General features: G+C 60.2%; 12 protein-coding genes. 9 read left to right on the forward strand and 3 right to left on the reverse strand.

Annotation, left to right across the window (positions count from 1 at the left end; genetic code table 11):
* Positions 1 to 83 precede the first annotated feature (83 nt).
* A complete protein-coding gene (locus tag ACM6HV_RS13880; RefSeq protein ID WP_041070910.1) occupies positions 84 to 422 on the forward strand; it encodes a hypothetical protein in 339 nt (112 codons plus the stop codon).
* A gap of 127 nt (positions 423 to 549) precedes the next feature.
* Here ACM6HV_RS13880 and lapD read toward each other — a convergent pair whose 3' ends face one another.
* Positions 550 to 2,496, reverse strand: coding sequence for a cyclic di-GMP receptor LapD (gene lapD / locus ACM6HV_RS13885; RefSeq protein ID WP_239778488.1), 1,947 nt, complete (start codon positions 2,494 to 2,496; stop codon positions 550 to 552).
* 14 nt (positions 2,497 to 2,510) lie between these two features.
* The gene (lapG, locus tag ACM6HV_RS13890; protein WP_145595671.1) at positions 2,511 to 3,203 is read right to left on the reverse strand and encodes a cysteine protease LapG; all 693 of its coding nucleotides are present in this window, start codon (positions 3,201 to 3,203) and stop codon (positions 2,511 to 2,513) included.
* Positions 3,204 to 3,400: 197 nt separating this feature from the next.
* On the opposite strand from lapG, the gene ACM6HV_RS13895 reads away from it, so the two are divergent.
* The 5 genes from ACM6HV_RS13895 (at position 3,401) to ACM6HV_RS13915 (ending at position 10,478) form a co-directional block, all read left to right on the forward strand.
* Positions 3,401 to 4,111, forward strand: coding sequence for a GntR family transcriptional regulator (locus tag ACM6HV_RS13895; RefSeq protein ID WP_108181296.1), 711 nt, complete (start codon positions 3,401 to 3,403; stop codon positions 4,109 to 4,111).
* A gap of 768 nt (positions 4,112 to 4,879) precedes the next feature.
* Entirely contained in the window at positions 4,880 to 5,656 is a 777-nt protein-coding gene (locus ACM6HV_RS13900) for a DUF3050 domain-containing protein (protein WP_414904463.1), read from the forward strand.
* Positions 5,653 to 6,582 (forward strand): diiron oxygenase, encoded by a 930-nt coding sequence (locus ACM6HV_RS13905; protein WP_414904464.1) that lies wholly within the window; start codon positions 5,653 to 5,655, stop codon positions 6,580 to 6,582. Before ACM6HV_RS13900 ends, ACM6HV_RS13905 begins: the two co-directional genes overlap by 4 nt.
* A 13-nt stretch (positions 6,583 to 6,595) precedes the next feature.
* Positions 6,596 to 9,988, forward strand: coding sequence for an amino acid adenylation domain-containing protein (locus ACM6HV_RS13910; protein WP_414904465.1), 3,393 nt, complete (start codon positions 6,596 to 6,598; stop codon positions 9,986 to 9,988).
* 22 nt (positions 9,989 to 10,010) lie between these two features.
* Positions 10,011 to 10,478 carry an SRPBCC family protein gene (locus ACM6HV_RS13915; RefSeq protein ID WP_041070893.1) on the forward strand — a complete coding sequence of 156 codons (468 nt, stop codon included), beginning with the start codon at positions 10,011 to 10,013 and terminating at the stop codon, positions 10,476 to 10,478.
* A gap of 146 nt (positions 10,479 to 10,624) precedes the next feature.
* Here ACM6HV_RS13915 and ACM6HV_RS13920 read toward each other — a convergent pair whose 3' ends face one another.
* The gene (locus tag ACM6HV_RS13920; protein ID WP_145595668.1) at positions 10,625 to 12,505 is read right to left on the reverse strand and encodes a methyl-accepting chemotaxis protein; all 1,881 of its coding nucleotides are present in this window, start codon (positions 12,503 to 12,505) and stop codon (positions 10,625 to 10,627) included.
* Positions 12,506 to 12,816: 311 nt separating this feature from the next.
* Between ACM6HV_RS13920 and ACM6HV_RS13925 the strand changes: the two genes are divergently transcribed.
* The 3 genes from ACM6HV_RS13925 to ACM6HV_RS13935 all read left to right on the forward strand — a co-directional run bounded on the left by ACM6HV_RS13925 (position 12,817) and on the right by ACM6HV_RS13935 (position 16,907).
* Complete coding sequence (locus tag ACM6HV_RS13925; protein WP_414904466.1) at positions 12,817 to 13,317, forward strand: sigma-70 family RNA polymerase sigma factor; 501 nt, start codon at positions 12,817 to 12,819, stop codon at positions 13,315 to 13,317.
* Complete coding sequence (locus ACM6HV_RS13930; protein ID WP_414904467.1) at positions 13,317 to 14,318, forward strand: FecR domain-containing protein; 1,002 nt, start codon at positions 13,317 to 13,319, stop codon at positions 14,316 to 14,318. Before ACM6HV_RS13925 ends, ACM6HV_RS13930 begins: the two co-directional genes overlap by 1 nt.
* 87 nt (positions 14,319 to 14,405) lie before the next feature.
* Positions 14,406 to 16,907: a TonB-dependent siderophore receptor gene (locus ACM6HV_RS13935; protein ID WP_414904468.1), complete on the forward strand. Its 2,502-nt coding sequence runs from the start codon at positions 14,406 to 14,408 to the stop codon at positions 16,905 to 16,907.
* Positions 16,908 to 17,152: the final 245 nt, after the last annotated feature.

A 17,152-nucleotide genomic window follows, 5' to 3' on the forward strand; every position in this document is an offset into this window, starting at 1 on the left:
ATTTCGTCGCCAGCCCGCATACTCGCGCGCAGTTAGCCTATGCTGCTGACAGCATGACGCTGGTTCTTTCTGAGGGATGCTCAATGTTTTACGTGCAACGCGATGCGCAGGGTCAGTTGATTCGCGTGGAAGCGGCGGCCTACGCCGAGGCCACGGAAACGCTGCCGGCCGACCACCATGACATCCAGGCCTGGTTCGCCAACGCAGCCGTGGAAAACAGCCTCAAACAGCTCAAGCAGAGCGACTTTGAAATGATTCGGGTACTCGACGACCTGATTCAGGTGCTGACCCAGAAGGGCGTGATCCGCGTCACCGACCTGCCCCCGGCGGCGCAGGCCAAACTGATGGACCGGACCCAGGCACGGGAAGCGTTGGGCGGGTTGAGCCAGTTGATCGATGAAGATGAAGGCGGGCTGATCTGATCCGCGATCTTCAGTGACCTGGCAGTCCCCTTCGCGAGCAGGCTCGCTCCCACATTGGAATGCATATCAAATGTGGGAGCGAGCCTGCTCGCGAAGACGGCATCAATGACGCCGCCGCACTAAAAGTTTAATTCCAGGGCTTGGGCTCACCAAACAACTGCCCCTGCACCCCATACAAGCCCATCTCGCGAATCACCGACAATTCCCCTTCGGTCTCGACGCGCTCGGCAATCAGCGGCAGATCAATGCTGTGCGCCGCCCGCTGGATGGCTTCGATGAACAGACGCTTGTCACTTTCCTGATCGATCGCACGAATATAGCTGCCATCGATCTTCAGATACGCCAGCCCCAGTCGCGCCAGGTTGCCGATCATGCTGAAGCGTCCACCAAAGCGCTGCAGGCTCAGGGAGAAACCGAGCTCACGCAGACGCCGGGTCAACTGCTCCAGCACCGCCTGCTCCGGCAGTTGCTCCTCACCGATCTCCAGCGTCAGACGCTCGCCGAGGTCGGAGTGCGCGCGCAGAATCTCGAACACTTTGTTCAATGCCTGTGGATCGGCCAGGGTTGCCGAGGACAGGTTCAGCGCCAGCGAATCTTCATGCGCCTTCATTTGCTCCAGCACGCGCTCGAGCATCAGACGGTCCAGTCGCGCGGTCCAGCCAAAACGCTCGAGCCACGGCAGGAAACGCCCGGCCGGGATGGTCTGGCCCTGTTCATCCAGCAAGCGCGAAAGCACTTTGTAATGCAGCACCAGTTGCGTGTCCTGCGCAGCCACCACCGGTTGGAAGTACAACTCGAAGCGCTGCTGATTCAGCGCCTGATCAAGCAATCGATGCCAGGCATGGTGATCGTCACCGACTTCGGCCACCAGGCTCTGATCGATGCACGCCCAGTTCTGCTCGCCCTGCCCCTCGGCCTGCGCCAGCGCCTGATCACCCAGTGTCAGTACCGCTTGCGGTGAATCGCCGTGGGCAAACGGGGCGAGGCCGATGGAGGCCACGGCCGGCACATCGGTGGCGCCAGTGGCATGCAGGCTGCTCAATGCGCTGTCGAGATTCTGCGCCAGTTGCAGCGCCTCTTCACGCACCAGCCCTGGCGCCAGCACGGCGAACTCACCGCCGCGGATGCGCGTCACGAGGTTCTGGGTTTCCGGGTATTTGGCGCATTCGCGGGACAATTGCTCACCGACGGCTTTCAACAATTCATCCGTGCGCTGACCGCCCAGGCGCTGGTTGAGCCCGGCCAGATCCTTGACCCGCAACAGCAGCAGATAACCGGAACTGGCCTGCTCCGGGTTGCTCACCCGATTGTGCAGTTGCATCTCGAAATAGCGCCGGTTGGCCAGCCCCGTGAGGTTGTCCTGATAAGACTCGGCGCGCAGTTTTTCACTGCGCTCGGCCTGTTCCTGGAACAACGCCTTGAGCTTCTCGACCATCTGGTTCATCGCCTGCACCACGCGCCGCAGTTCCGGGGTGCGCGGCAGCTCCGGCAGGCTGAGGAACTCGCGACGGGCGATGGCGTGGGATTGTTTGACCATGTAATCCAGTGGGCGCAATTGCCGGCGCAGCAGCAACGCACCGAGCACCGCACTGACCGCGCCGCACAGCAACAGCCAGCCGAGGCTGCCCAACGCGCTCTGCCACAGCTTGGCCACGGCAAACATCGGGTGGCTGACCACCTCGACCCGCGCCGCCTGCTCCCAGCCACGGCTGACCAGCGCGTCGCCACCGGCCGGCTCCAGGCCGATCAGTTTGACGAACCAGTCAGGCACATTGCTCACCGCCGGAATCCCGCTGCGCTCGACGATGGTCTGGTCGGTCTTGAGGTCGACCACACGGATGCTCGCGTAATAACCGCTGTCGAAAATCGAGCTGACCAACAACTCGACCATCGCCGGGTCGTCGATATTCGGCGTCAGCGACAACGCCAGCGCCGTGGCAGCGTCCTGGGCATGGGAGCGCAGCTGGTTGACGTACTGGGTGCGCGAGCTCTCCAGACTGACCATGAAGCTGCCGGTGAAGGCGACCACCAGGAACAGACAGATAGCGATCAACAGCTGTTTGAACAAAGACATCTGAGCGCGTGCTCCTAGTTAGTCGTTTCGACCGGAAAACCTTCGGCCTGCATTTTCTTCAGCACATCCTGCCAGCGCGACAGGCGTTTGGTGTCACCGACCTTTTTGTTGCCCTTGGCTCCCGGCAGGTACAGACCTTCGGCATTGAAAGAGTAGACCGGCAACAAATCGGTTCGCTGGGACGCAGGCTGAATCGGATCGATCAGGCTGTCGAGTACCAGCGGCATGGCATCGGGGGTGGCGTAGTAAGTCAGCACCATGTGCGCGCGATTCTGGCGCAGTGCCTTGACGTAGGTGATGCGCAGCTTGTCACTGGAAACCCCGAGATGGCGCAGGCTGAAATACTTGGCGATCGCGTAGTCTTCGCAATCGCCGGCGCCTTTCCACAGCGCTTCGATCGGTGTCTCCCAATAATCGACCTGGCCCCACAGATCGATGTCCTCTACATAGCGCACCTGTTTGTTGAAAAACAGGTTCACCACTTTGAGCTTGTCCATCTCGCTGACCTGTTTCTGCGTGGCCAGCAGGTTCTGCCAGGCATCGATCCGCTGCTGCCCGGCGCCCAGCGGCCCGTACAGCGCCGTGGCTTTGCGGCTGATCGCGGAAAAATCCCAATCGGCATGCAGACCGCCCAGCATGACGCCGGCCAGCAGCAGTGCGCAGCCTAGCCAGCGCAAAGTCCGAGGGATCGCGAAACGTACCGCCACAGCAGGTTTCCAAGGGGACAGGAAGGAAAGCGTTTGATGGTGAAGCTTAGCCCGGCAAAAAACAATGGCACCATGAGATCATCGCCAGCGCGCTAAACTTTACTCAGGACAGCAATCCTTTACGTGGTTTGACAACCTGTAGAGCAATCACTAGTGTCTTTGGATCCAAATTCCGTCTTCATTCAGGGTGAGTAGTTGTGACACAGAAGCCCAAACCGCTGCACAGCATCAAAGTCGATGGGCCGATTCCTGCACATCTTGCCCGTTCGATCATCGAGGAGACCTTGCGCTCGGCGATCCTTGACGGTCGTTTACCGTGCGGCACCGCCCTGCGTCAGCAGGATCTGGCTGACCTGTTCGGGGTCAGCCGCATGCCGGTGCGCGAGGCTCTGCGTCAGCTGGAGGCCCAGGAGCTGCTGAGCGTCACGACCCACAAAGGCGCTGTGGTTGCCCCGCTGATTCAGGGCGACGCTACCGAAACCTACGAGTTGCGAATCCTGCTCGAATCCGAAGCCATGCGCCAGTCGGTTCCGCTGCTGACCAGCACCGATCACGCGCTTGCCGCCAGTTTTATCGAAGCACTTGAGACCCAGCACGACTACAGCGAAATCGGTCGGCTCAATCGCCTGTTCCACATGGCTTTGTACAGCAAGGCGCCGAATCAGCGGTTGCTGCGACTGGTCGAAGGCGGCCTGAATGAAGAAGAGCGCTTTCTGCGTTTCAACCTTGAAGCCATGGGCCTGGGCAAACTGTCCCAGGAAGATCACCGCGCGATGCTCCAGGCCGTAATCGAACGCGATGTCGAACTGTCGGTGAAGCTGCTCACACAACACCTCAACCGTGGCGTCGAGGTGATCACCCGTTACCTCGCCAGCCCTGCCGGACAACACCGCAAGGCCGTTCGCTGATCCCCTCTACGCCGGTTTCAGGCCCTTGCAGCTGACCGGCGAATAACCCGCTTACAAATCCTCTCTACGGTCTGCCGCAAACCCGGTGGCGGATTCGCCTGTTCGCTCTAACCTCCCAGCGCCCCCATAAGTCCGGTATTGCAGCTCGCCGCGGACGAATCGGTCATAGCCGTCCCGCCAATTTACCCGCACTCTTGAACAGCCAACCCATGAAGAACGGGGACGCACCGCACCGCCGGCGCAGTCCTCGCACCAGGAACCTACGGAAGGAGCCTTGCCACGGGATAAAAGGAAGTTACGGCGCCGTTCCCGGCCAACTTTCACCCCTATACATAACTTCAACCCTTGTATCGAAAAGTTGCTCTGAGTGAGGCATTCACTCTTGTCTTAAATTTTGGCCACTGTTCGCCGAAAGGAGCAACTACGCCCAAGTAAAACCTAATCAATAAGTTTTACCGGATCGTCTCGTACTTAAAAAACAGCAAACTTAAAATAATTAAAAATAAACTTGTTAAGTTATTTGATGATGTATTAGTTTTTCCTCGCCGAGCAGGTTAAACCCCGCAAACACGGCACGGCTCCGCAGTCAGCTGACAGCCTTGGCAAATAGTCGCCCAGGCATAGCCCAGAGCCTCCCATGCACTTTGCACACTTTCATTTATCTGAATGAGGCCAGCGCTCGCCACTATAAAAGTTTAAGAAACAGCCAGTCCGCGTTGACGCACCGAACGAGCAACTTTCTCTATTCCAATAACACCGAGGTTAGCCATGATGCCAACTAAAGAACAACTCGCCCTGATAAAAGCCCAATTGAGCGTTCATCCGATCTTTACTGAAATCGATTCGTTATCGGTACTGCGCCGGTTCATGGAATCCCACGTCTTCGCCGTCTGGGATTTCATGTCGCTGACCAAGCGTCTGCAACAGGAACTGACCTGCACCCGTCTGCCCTGGCTGCCGCCGCGTGATCCGCATGCTGCGCGGCTGATCAACGAGATCGTGCTGGGCGAAGAGTCCGACGACCGTCCCGCTCACGGCCATTACAGCCATTTCGAGCTGTATCTGGACGCGATGCGCGAAGTCGGTGCGAATACCACGGCAGTCGAACGCTTTGTCGCGCTGCAACAGGAAGGTGTGAGTTACGACGTCGCCCTGCAAAGCGTGGAAGTGGATCCGGCAGCAGCAAACTTTGTTCGCGAGACGCTGAACACCGCGCTGCATGCGCCTGGCCACAGCGTCGCTGCCGCGTTCCTGCATGGTCGCGAGAGCGTCATCCCGACCATGTTCCAGCGCATCCTCGATGACTGGGGGATCGGTATCGAACAGGCGCCAACCTTTCGCTATTACCTGGAGCGCCACATCGAGGTCGATTCCGAAGATCACGGTCCGGCGGCGGAGCAACTGCTTGAGCGTCTGGTCGATGGCGATCCGCAACGCGAAGCCGAGGTCTACGCCAGCGCCATCGCGGCGGTGGAAAGCCGCATCGCCTTGTGGGACGGCCTGCGTCTGAGCATGCGCGAACCGTTGGCGGAGGTGGCCCAATGAACGCCGCCGATTACCAATCCTTCGCCGACGCCTGGGAAAGCCGCGCCACCATCCGCACCCGGCCACGGCGCGTACTGGAAGACGATGAGCGCCTGATCTATCCGTTGAGCCGCCAGCCCCTGGTGCTCAGCGAAACCTTCCTGCGCGAGTGCCCGCAACAACGGGATTTTGCCCTGGTGCAGACGCTGTACAAGTTCATCAACGACGTGGTGATTTTCGAGACCGAGATCGTCGACAAGACCGCGCGCAGTATCGCCAAGAATCGCTTTGCCGTGGCCTTCCCGTTCGCCTGTCGCTACGACGCCATGACCGTGGTGGTGGACGAGGATTACCACGCGCTGGTGGCGATGGACTTCATGCAACAGACCGTGGCCATGACCGGCATTGAGCCGATCGAACTGCCCACTGAAATCGAACTGAGCCGGGCAATTCCTGCCGCCGTGGCACTGGCGCCCGAGCACCTGCGCAGCGCAGTGGAACTGATCTGCGTGGCGATCGCCGAAAACACCGTTACCGGCGATGTCGCAGCGTTCGCCCGGGACGATACGGTCAAGCCGTCGATCAAAGGCCTGATGGCCGATCACTTGCTCGACGAGGGCCGGCACTCCAGTTTCTGGGCGCGCATGGTGCGCATCTATTGGCACACCGCCAGTGACGCCGACCGGGAAACCATCGCGCAGATCCTGCCGGTGTTCATCAGCCATTACCTGACCAACGACATTCAAAAGTCCTTCGATCTGCGCCTGATCGACGCCTTGCCGGTCAGCGATGCCGTGCGCCGTTCCCTCAAGGACGAGATGGCCGGCCTGGCCTTCCCGATCAATCGCCATCATCCGCTGGTGGGCAACATCGTGCGTTTTTTCCACAGCAGCTCGCTGCTCGACACGCCCTGCGTGCAGCACGCCCTGCGCGACTATCTGGTTTGATGAGGAGGCTGACATGAGACGTCTCGACATTTTGCTGATTGGCGCCAGCCAGGCCATGACCGACCTGGCGCAGGAACTCGAACAACACGGTCACTCCTTGCTGCGCAGCGGCGCGGCGCAATCGCCGGTGGATCTGATCATCGACGATGGCTTCATCGGCGCCGGCGATTTCTGCGCCATCCCGCACTTGCACCTGCGCCTGGGTATCGCTGCGCAGAGCCTTGGCGGTTTACCGACGCTCGACCTGCTGTGCTTCCTTGGTTCGTCTCTGATCAGCCGTGTGCCGATTGGCGATGAGCCGTCCGGCAACGGGCAGGCACTGCGCCAGCGGGTGCTGACGCAGGTGGTCGACGAAGTTGCGCTGCTGGTCAGCCGTTTCTCCCGCGATGCCGAGTATTTCCAGCAGGTGATGCCCGCCACGGCAGCGGATTTCGAACAGGTGGAAGACCTGCGGTTTCTCGACAGCCTGGCCTACGTCCATCGTCTCAACGACACGGCCAACCCGATGCTGCTTACGCAGGCGCAGATCCCGTTGATCGAGCGTCTGCAACGCAGCCTGATCGAACACGCCGAGCGACCGGCGCTGCACCTGGCCGAGCAGTCGCTCAGCTATCGCCAGTTACACGCCCACAGCTGTGCGATCCAGCAACGCCTGCTGCCATTGCTCGAGCAACATCCGCAGCCGTGGATCGTAGGTATCTGTCAGCCGAAAAGCCCAGCGCTGTTTGCCTCGATTCTGGCGGTGCTCGGCAGTGGCGCGGTGTACCTGCCGCTGGAGCCGAGCCATCCGTTGCAGCGCCAGCAATACATCCTGCAGAACGCCGGCGCGGTGTTGTTGCTGCACGACGGCGAGCACCCGCTCAGTGAGTCAATGCCCGGTCTGGATGTCAGCTGTATCGACAGCGCGGATGCGGATCCCAGCCAACCGTTGATGCGTCAGCGGCCGACGCTTGAAGGGCCGTGCATGGCGCTCTATACCTCGGGCACCACCGGCCATCCGAAGGGCGTGCTGCTGAGCCAGGCGAACCTCGCGCACTTCACCGCGTGGTACGCCGATTACGTGCAGTTGCGCGCTGAAAGTCGGGTCTTGCAGTTCTCTTCGCTGAGCTTCGATTCTTCGCTGATCGATATCTTCCCGAGCCTGCTGCAAGGCGCCGAACTGGTGGTGCCGGATGACACCCAGCGCCGCGATCCGCTGCAACTGGTGGCGCTGATCCGCCGCCGGCAACTGACCCACGCGTTCCTGCCGCCGGCGCTGCTGAGCATCCTGCCGCTGGAGCAACTGCAAGGCGTCGAGGTCATGACCGGCGGCGACGTCTGCGAGCCCTTCGTCATCGAGCAACTGACCCGTCAGGGCAAGTTGCATAACCTCTACGGCCCCACCGAAGCCACGGTGCTGATCACCGCCCGGCAACTGCAACCGGGTGACAGCAACCGCACCCTCGGCGCGCCGATTGCCAACAGTCAGGTGCTGATTCTCGATGACGACCTGCAACCGGTGATGGAGAACAACGTCGGCGAATTGTTCATCGTCGGTCCCGGCGTCTGCCTCGGTTACTTGAACAACCCACAGCAGACCGCCGAGCGCTACCTGACCCTGCAACTGCCGCACGGTGAGAGCTTGCGCGCCTACCGCAGTGGCGACATGGCCAAGTGGGGCGAACACGGTATCGAGCTGTGCGGACGGCGCGACAATCAGGTGAAAATCCGTGGTTTCCGGGTCGAGCCGGAGGAGATCGAACGCTGCCTGCGCGAGAGCCAGTTGTACCGTCAGGTGGCGGTGGTGATCGACAGTCAGCGGCGGATTCTGGCGTTCCTTGCGCAGCCGCAGTCGGACGCTGCACGCGATCTGTTGAAGGCGCATGCCCAGCAGTTTTTGCCGGACTACATGCAACCGGTGGCGTGGACTGAACTGCCGCACATGCCATTCGCCAGCAACGGCAAGGTCGACCGCAAGGCGTTGCTGGAACTGCCGGTGAGCGTGCAGGACAGCGGCCCGAAATGCCTGCCGGCAAATGCCGACGAAGCGCTGCTGCTGGAGATCTGGGCGGAACTGCTGGAACTGCCCACCAGCGATATTTCCACCGACGAAAGTTTCTTCAACCTCGGTGGGCATTCGATCCTGCTGTCGCGCATGTTGCTGCGTTTGCGTGAGGAGTTCGGGCGCAGCATCTCGATCAACCGCTTCATCGAATTGCCGACCATCATCAAGCTCGCAACGCTGGTGCGCGGGACCGATGACAGCGCGGTGCTCAGCGCCCAGGCCATGGCCGACGCCGAACGCCCGCTGAACATCGAGCCGTTGCCGATCAGTCGCCTGGGCGATGTGCACAAGGTGATCGTCACCGGCGCCAACAGTTTTGTCGGCGTACACATTGTCGAAGCGCTGCTCGGCTGGGGCGCCAGCGAGGTGGCGTGTCTGGTGCGTGACGGTGGCGGACAAACGGCGGCGCAGCGCTTTGCCCAGGCGTTGCGCGAGAACCGCCTGGAGCATCTGGACCTGAGCCGGGTGCGGATCTACTCGGCAGACATCAGCCGTCCGCAACTGGGCCTGGCCGACACCGATTATCAGCGCCTGGATCGCGAGTTCGGCGCACTGGTGCACAACGCCGCTAACGTCAACCACGTACTCGATTACGAGTCGCTGGCTGCGGATAACGTCGAGCCGATTTTCGAGCTGCTGCGCCTGTGTGAAGGGCGCAGCAAAAAGGTCTTCAATTTCGTCTCGACGCTGTCCGCTTCCAGCACCGTCGATAGCGAAGGCCGCGTGCTCGAACTGCCCGCCGCACCGACCCCGCCGATCTACATCCGCAATGGCTACAACCTGTCGAAGTGGGTCGGCGAGCGCATCCTTGAGCGGGCGCGCGAGCGTGGCGTGTGGGTCAACCTGTATCGCCCCGGCAACATCAGTTTCAACAGCCTGAGCGGCGTCTGCCAACCGCACAAGAACCGTTTGATGCTGATGCTCAAGGGCTCGATCCAACTCGGTCAGGTGCCGGCCTTCGCACTGAATTTCGACCTGATGCCGGTGGACTTTCTCGCCCGTTTCATCGCCTTCCACGCCAGCCGTTATTCGACCGAGCGAGCGGTGTTCAACCTGCACAACCCCGAGCCGCTGAGTTGGGATGCCTACGTCGCTTCGTTCCGCGAAACCGGCAGCGAATTTTCGCTGGTCAGTGTCGCCGACTGGCAACAGCAACTGGGCCGGGTCGACGCCGACAACGCGCTGTTCGGCGTGCTCGGTTTCTACCTCAACGGCTTCGAGGAAGACATCGGCGACATCTCCCTGATCGGCCACGCCAACGCTGAAGCCGGCGTGCAACAAATGGGCGCGCAGTACCCGGAAAAATCCCCGGCGCTGCTGCGTCGCGGCTGCGATTACCTGAAACAGATCAACTTCATCTAGTTCATCAAAAAGGAGCAACACCATGAGCAATCTGCAACCCGACACCTTGATCAAAAACCCGCACGGCTGCCACGTTGTGTCGTCGGTGGAAGTGCCGGCAGATGCGGCGCAGGTCTGGGCGGTGGTCGGCAATTTCGCCGGTTTCGACCGGTTTATTCCGGCGCTGTCGCACATCGAAATGACCGGTGAAGGCGTGTCCTCGCTGCGCAAGAAGTTCTTCAAGGACGGCAACGTGGTGGTCGAACAACTCAACTCCCGCGATGAGCAGGCGCGCGCCATGACCTGGACCACGATCTACAACACGCTGGGTGTGGCCAATCTGTGGGCGGCGATGAACGTGGAATCTTTGGGGGCGGGCAAGTCGCGGGCGACCTGGACGATCATTGCCGAACCGGCCAGCGGTGGTGCCGAGGCGCTGCCGGGGTTCAAGGATTTCGTGCAGGGGTTTGCCGATGATGCGATGGGGAATGTGCTGAAGCTGTTTGTGTAAAGCTTCGGCTTTGCGGTGATTGTCAGACCGCCTTCGCGAGCAGGCTCGCTCCCACATTTTGATCGCATTCCTTCTGTAGGAACGCGGTCAATTTGTGGGAGCGAGCCTGCTCGCGAAGAACGATAACGCGGTCTCGAATCTGACAATCAGATCTTGAAACTGTCGACCAACTGCTTCAACCGATTCGCCTGCTGCGACAACGCATCACAATCCTTCAACGTTTCATTGAGGTTGGCGACGCTCTGCTGGTTCAGCAGGTTGATCTGGTTGACGTCGACGTTGAGGGTTTCCACCACCGCCGTCTGCTCTTCGGTTGCAGCGGCCACCGACTGATTCATGCCGTCGATTTCACCGATGCGCTGGGTCACGCTGACCAGGCGCAGGCCCGCCTGATTGGCCACTTCAACGCTCTCTTCGCTGGACGCCTGACTGGCGTTCATGGTGGTCACCGCTTCACGGGAACCGACCTGCAACGAAGTGATCATCTTGTGGATCTCTTCCGCCGACTCCTGGGTGCGATGCGCGAGGTTGCGCACTTCGTCCGCCACCACCGCAAAACCGCGTCCGGCTTCACCGGCACGGGCCGCTTCAATCGCCGCGTTGAGTGCCAGCAGATTGGTCTGCTGCGAGATGCCTTTGATCACATCGAGGATGTGGCCGATGTTGTCGGTGCTGGCATTGAGGGTTTCGATCTGAGTGCACGACAGGCTGATCTTCTGCGACAGCTCGGTCATCGCCTGAATCGTCTGTTCGACCACCTGACGACCGTCATCGGCCTGCTCGCTCGCGCCGCTGGCGTGTTGCGAAGCGTCGGCGGCGTTGCGGGCGATTTCCTGAGTGGCGGCACCCAGTTGATTGATCGCGGCAGCGACGCTGTTGGTGCGCGCACTTTGCTCGTCGGAACCGATGATCGAAGCGTTGGACGAGGCCATCACCCGTTGCGACAGGTCGTGTACATGACGGGTGGCCGACGACACTTCGGAAATCGACGCGTGAATGCGCTCGACGAACTGGTTGAACGAACTGCCCAGTTCAGCGAACTCATCCTTGCCTTGCACGATCAGACGACGAGTCAGGTCGCCTTCGCCCTGGGCGATGTCCTGCATCGCACGACCCATGGTGGTCAGCGGACGCATCAGAACGTTGATCAGCAGGCTCAGCAGCAGCGCAATCGCAGCGACCGCGACGAACATCGCGATCAACGCCGAAGTGCGGAACTGGCTGAGCGCGGCGTAGGCCTTGTCACGATCGATCGACAAGCCGATGTACCAGTCGGCATTCGGCAAGCCGCTGACCGGGGTGAACGACAGGATGCGCTCCTGGCCGTTGAGTACCACGTTCTGGTTGCCCTTCTCGATGCGCACGCCGGCGTTCGGGTAGATGTCCTTGAGGTTCTTCATCACCTGGTCTTTGTCCGGGCTGACGATTACCTGACCGTCACCGCTGACGAGGAATGCGTGACCGAGGCCACCGAAGTCCACCGAATTGATAATCTTCACCAGGGTTTCCAGGCTCAGGTCACCGCCGACCACACCCAGCAATTCGCCATTGTTTTTCACCGGCATGGCGATGGTCACCACCAGACCACCGACCGCCGCCATGTACGGCGGCGTCAGCATGGTTTTGTCGGCAGCGACGGCTTGCTTGTACCAAGGGCGCTGACGCGGGTCGTAGCCGTCCGGCATCTTCGCGTCAGGGCGCTGGGTGAACACACCGTTGGCTTGACCGACGTAGGTGAACTGGAAGTTCGAGGTGAAGGCCGGTTGATCGACCAGCCCCGGGAAGTCGGCGTTCTTGCCCTGATGGGCAACGTTTTGCGCGAGGTTTTCCAGCACCAGAATTCGCCCGCTCATCCAGTTCTGCACGCTGCTGGCGGTCAGATCGCCGGCCTGCTGCACGGACGACTGGAGATTCTGGCCGATGGTGTTGCGCTGCAGATAGTCGTTGTAGAGGGTGAACAAAGCGAAAGCCAGGACCACGACGCCCGAGGCGGCCAACAGGATTTTATGGCTGAACTTGAGATTCATTTCATGGGACTTCTTATGCAAAAGTGGGGATGCGTTCCGGGATGCAACATTCCATGTACAGCGCAGGCGGCGTTCTGACGGCCGCTCTACTTTGGTGCACGCATGTCTCACCAGTCTGTCGGCACGCTTCGGAGAAAACTTAGCGCTTTGCAGGAAATGCACGGCATTTCTGCCAGATTCCCGCCGAACGGCGTGCCAGAGCGTTCGCCTGTCATTTTTTGATGACTGTTTTGCAGCGCCGGTTGCAAATTCTGTAGTCCTTGATGACAATGCGACTAATTATCATTTGTGACGTTCGGGCTGTTGCGTTCATGTCCTCACCTGAGTTTGCAGTGCAGGCGCTTTACAGGAGTCATCACGGCTGGCTCAACGCCTGGCTGCGAGCGCGACTGGGCAATGCCGCGGATGCGGCGGATCTGGCCCAGGACACCTTCGTCCGTCTGCTGCAGCGCAGCGAACGCCTGGAACTGAAAGCACCTCGCGCATTTTTAAGCACCATCGCCCGTGGTCTGGTGATCGACCTCTGGCGTCGTGAAGAAATCGAACGCGCCTATCTCGAAACCATCGCCCACTTGCCCGAAGCCGAAGCCCCAAGCGCCGAAACCCGCGCGCTGGTAATCGAATTGCTTGAGGACATTGCGCGCATGCTCGAAGGCTTGCGGCCGAAAGTGCGTCAGGCGTTTCTGCTCGCGCAGTGCGAAGGCTTGACCCACAAGCAGATCGCCGCGCGAACGGGCTTGTCTCTGCGCTCAGTCGAACGTTACGTCGCCGCTGCGCTGTATCACTGCTACGTGTTGCGGTACGCAAGTTGATGCCTGTGGATAACAACTCAGTCGGGCGTCACGCCGAGCCGACGCAACAGGTGGTCAGGCAAGCCATTCACTGGTTGCTGCGGCTGCGCAACAACCATGGCAATGCGCGCCTGAGTCATCAGTGCGACGCGTGGCGCGCCGAACATCATGAACATGAATTGGCCTGGCAGCGCGTGCAGTCGCTGCAGGCTGAACTGAACCATAACCTGGGCGCAGTGCCCGGCGCCCAGGTCGCGTTCAATACCCTGGAAAACAGTGCGCAAGGACTGGGCCGGCGACAAGCCTTGAAGCTGCTGTCTGGCGCGGTGCTGATGGGCTCCGCGGCATGGCTGGCCAAGGACACCTCCGTGTGGCAGCAGTGGCGCGCTGATTACGCTACGGCGACCGGCGAGCGTCGCGGGTTCCAGTTGCCCGACGGCACGCGGATCGAGCTGAACACCGCCAGTGCGGTGGATCTGGATTACACCGCGCAGCAGCGGCTGATCAAACTCACTCGCGGCGAAATCATCGTCACATGCGGTGGCAACGATGAAGGCGCGGCATTCAATCGGGCGCTTCGCGTACAAAGTAGTCACGGCGTTTATGAGCCGACCCATGCCCGCTTCATCCTGCGTCAGGAAAGTGAATGCACGCGTCTGAGCGTCACCCACGGCCGTGTGACCATTCATAGCGCTGGCACCTCGGTTGAGGCACTCGCCGGGCAGACCTACCTGATCGATCACCACCAGGTACGCCCGGCGCCGCCACCAAATATGGACGCGGGCGCGTGGGTCGACGGTCTGATCGTCACTCGCAATATGCGCCTGGGCGACTTTCTCAACGAGGTCGGACGTTATCGTCCAGGTTTCGTGACGTGCGCGCCGGCGGTGGCAGATTTGCGCCTGTCCGGCGTGTTCCGCCTGGAGGACACCGACAAGCTGTTGGCCATTCTGCCGCAGACGTTGCCGGTGCAATTGCGCTACCGCACCCGGTGGTGGGTAATGATTGAGGCAGTGGCCTGAAATTATTTTGGCGGTTTTTTGCGGCAAGTCCGGCTTGGTCAGTAAGCACTTCCATTCCGCTTTAGCGACTTGCCACGGAAACCGACAATGACTGTCCGCATCACCTGTAAGAAACCTCTGCATTTCACTGCCGAATCAGGCCTGTTACGCCACGCCGTTCGCGCCGCCCTGCTCTCCACTGTTCTGGGCACCGGAGTGTTGCCTGCCCTGAGCCTCGCCGCCAATGCCAGTGAAGCGAGCAGCCATCGCTACAACATTGGCGCCGGCCCGTTGGACGAAGCGCTGAACCGGTTTGCGCGCGAGGCGGGTATTACCTTGTCGATGACACCCCAGCAAACGCAGGGGCGGCAGTCGCCGGGCGTGCAGGGCGAATATTCAACCGATCAAGCTTTGAGCCATTTGCTGAGTGGCTCGGGGCTGGAAGCGGTCAGCCAGGATGGCAGCAGCTACATTCTGCACTCAGTCAGCGACAGCGATGCATTGGCGCTGCCGGCCACTGATATCAAAGGCTTCGCTCTCGGAAATGCGTTGGGCAGCATGGAGGGCTACAACGCCACCCACAGCCAGATCGCCACCAAGACCAGTACCGCGCTGCTGGAAACGTCACAAAGCGTATCGGTGGTGACTCGCGAGCAAATGGACGACCAAGGCTCGCAGACCGTCTCCCAGACGATGCGTTATACCCCCGGCGTGCTGACCAACCCTTACGGCGCGACGCATCGCTACGATTACGTGGCGATGCGCGGTTTCAACGACGGTTCGGTGGACAACATCTATCTCGACGGCCTCAAGTCGATGGGCGACAGCGGCACCTACAGCACCATGCAGGTCGATCCGTATTTCCTTGAACGCGTGGATATTCTCAAAGGCCCATCGTCCGTGTTGTACGGTCGCAGTTCGCCCGGTGGCCTGGTGGCGCTGACCAGCAAAAAGCCGTTGTACGAGGCCTATCATCAGGTTCAGGCCACGGTCGGCACCCAAGGCCAGCGTGGTGTCGGTTTTGACTTCAGCGGTCCGATCGATGACGACAAGCGCATCGCCTATCGTCTGACCGGTTTGACGGATCAGTCCGACACGCAATTCGACCACAACAAGGAAAAACGCTTCGCTCTCGCCCCGACCCTGAGCATCGATTTCACTGAAGACACTTCGCTGACGCTGCAGGCGTATCTGCAACACGATCCGGATGGCGGCTACCACGGTGGCGTGCCGGCGGATGGCACGATTCATCAGCGCAACGGCAACCGCATCTCGCCGCACTTCTTCGAGGGCGAGCCGGGAGTTGATGGGTATTCGCGGGATCAGCAGTCTTTTGGCTATCAGTTCGAACATCGCTTCAACGATGTCTTCACGGCGCGGCAGAATTTCCGTTACCTCGACTCCAAAGTGAACATGGATCAGGTCTACGCCTATGGCTGGACGACGCCAACCAGCAACGAACTGAATCGCTATTACACCGGCGGCGATGAGCGTCTGCATGCGTTCATCGTCGACAACATGCTGCAGGCCGAATTCTTCACCGGTGCCACCAAGCACACCGTGTTGATGGGCGCAGATTATCAACGGCGCAAAACCGTGGTCGACTGGACCAGCGGCGGCTTGGCGCCGATCAATGCCTTCGACCCGGTCTACGGCAATTCGGCGATCGACATGTACGGCGAGACCAGTTATCTGCGCCGCCTGGAACAAACCGGCGTATACCTGCAAGACCTGATCGAGATGGACCAGTGGCGCTTCTCACTCGGCCTCCGTCAGGACTGGGTCGAGACTTCCGATGAGAACCGTATCGCCGAAGCGGGACGGCCAGTGGGCACCGAAATCAACGACCGCCGCACCAAACTGACCGGCCGCGCTGGCGCGTTGTATCTGTTTGAAAACGGTTTGGCGCCGTACATCAGCTATTCCGAGTCGTTTAACCCGAACTCGTATGCTGACAGCGCCGGCAATCCACTGCCGCCAACCGACGGAACGCAATGGGAAGTCGGCCTGAAGTACCAGCCGCCGGGCACCGACAATCTGTTCACCGCCTCGCTGTTCCATATCGATCAGGAGAACCTGGCGACCAAGCTGCCCCAGGAAAATTTCTACCGTGCTGTCGGCGCCGTGCGTTCGCAAGGTCTGGAACTGGAAGCGCACATGCAGGTGACCGACAACCTGAAAGTGCTCGGTAGCTATACCTTCACCGATATCGAGTATTCGAAGTCGATGGTCAGTACCCTGAGCACGCCGACCGACGTGATCGAAAACAAAGGCAACTCGCCGACTCAGGCACCGCGGCACATGGCATCGTTGTGGGCCGACTACAAGTTCGATAGCGCGGCACTCGATGGTTTGCGTTTGGGCGGTGGTGTGCGTTATGTCGGTTACAGCTGGGCGGATGCGGAAAACACACTGAAGGTGCCGTCTTACACGTTGTTCGACGCATCGATCGGTTATGACCTGGGCAAGGTCGGCTTTAAGGGCGTCGACGTTCGATTGAATGCGAACAACCTGACCAACGAGTCTTACGTGGCCTCCTGCGCCAGTCTGAGCTTCTGCTACATGGGCGAAGAGCGCAACGTCGCGGCCACGGTCAGCTACCAGTTCTGAACCTTAGCCTTGTGCATAAAAAAGCCAGCCCCTGATCATTCAGGGGCTGGCTTTCTCGATCTTAAGGGCGTCGTTCAAACGGCCTCAGCTGAGGCGGTGCGATTACTCCATGACAAACCGTTCCGGAAGAAGTAATCGGTTGCGTGGAAGATCAATACAGCTCGCAAAGCGGCCTGATTTTTGAATTCTCTGAAACGACAAAACCCCTGTCTGCGTTAGCAGACAGGGGTTTTGGAATTTAATCT

This window comes from Pseudomonas sp. IT-P260, from assembly GCF_949768395.1.
GTDB lineage: Bacteria > Pseudomonadota > Gammaproteobacteria > Pseudomonadales > Pseudomonadaceae > Aquipseudomonas > Aquipseudomonas parakoreensis.

Coding starts and splice junctions, on each gene's coding strand:
- ACM6HV_RS13880 (WP_041070910.1), top strand. CDS start 84: ATGTTTTACGTGCAACGCGATGCGCAGGGTCAGTTGATTCGCGTGGAA.
- lapD (WP_239778488.1), bottom strand. CDS start 2,496: ATGTCTTTGTTCAAACAGCTGTTGATCGCTATCTGTCTGTTCCTGGTG.
- ACM6HV_RS13900 (WP_414904463.1), top strand. CDS start 4,880: ATGATGCCAACTAAAGAACAACTCGCCCTGATAAAAGCCCAATTGAGC.
- ACM6HV_RS13905 (WP_414904464.1), top strand. CDS start 5,653: ATGAACGCCGCCGATTACCAATCCTTCGCCGACGCCTGGGAAAGCCGC.
- ACM6HV_RS13910 (WP_414904465.1), top strand. CDS start 6,596: ATGAGACGTCTCGACATTTTGCTGATTGGCGCCAGCCAGGCCATGACC.
- ACM6HV_RS13915 (WP_041070893.1), top strand. CDS start 10,011: ATGAGCAATCTGCAACCCGACACCTTGATCAAAAACCCGCACGGCTGC.
- ACM6HV_RS13920 (WP_145595668.1), bottom strand. CDS start 12,505: ATGAATCTCAAGTTCAGCCATAAAATCCTGTTGGCCGCCTCGGGCGTC.
- ACM6HV_RS13925 (WP_414904466.1), top strand. CDS start 12,817: ATGTCCTCACCTGAGTTTGCAGTGCAGGCGCTTTACAGGAGTCATCAC.
- ACM6HV_RS13930 (WP_414904467.1), top strand. CDS start 13,317: ATGCCTGTGGATAACAACTCAGTCGGGCGTCACGCCGAGCCGACGCAA.
- ACM6HV_RS13935 (WP_414904468.1), top strand. CDS start 14,406: ATGACTGTCCGCATCACCTGTAAGAAACCTCTGCATTTCACTGCCGAA.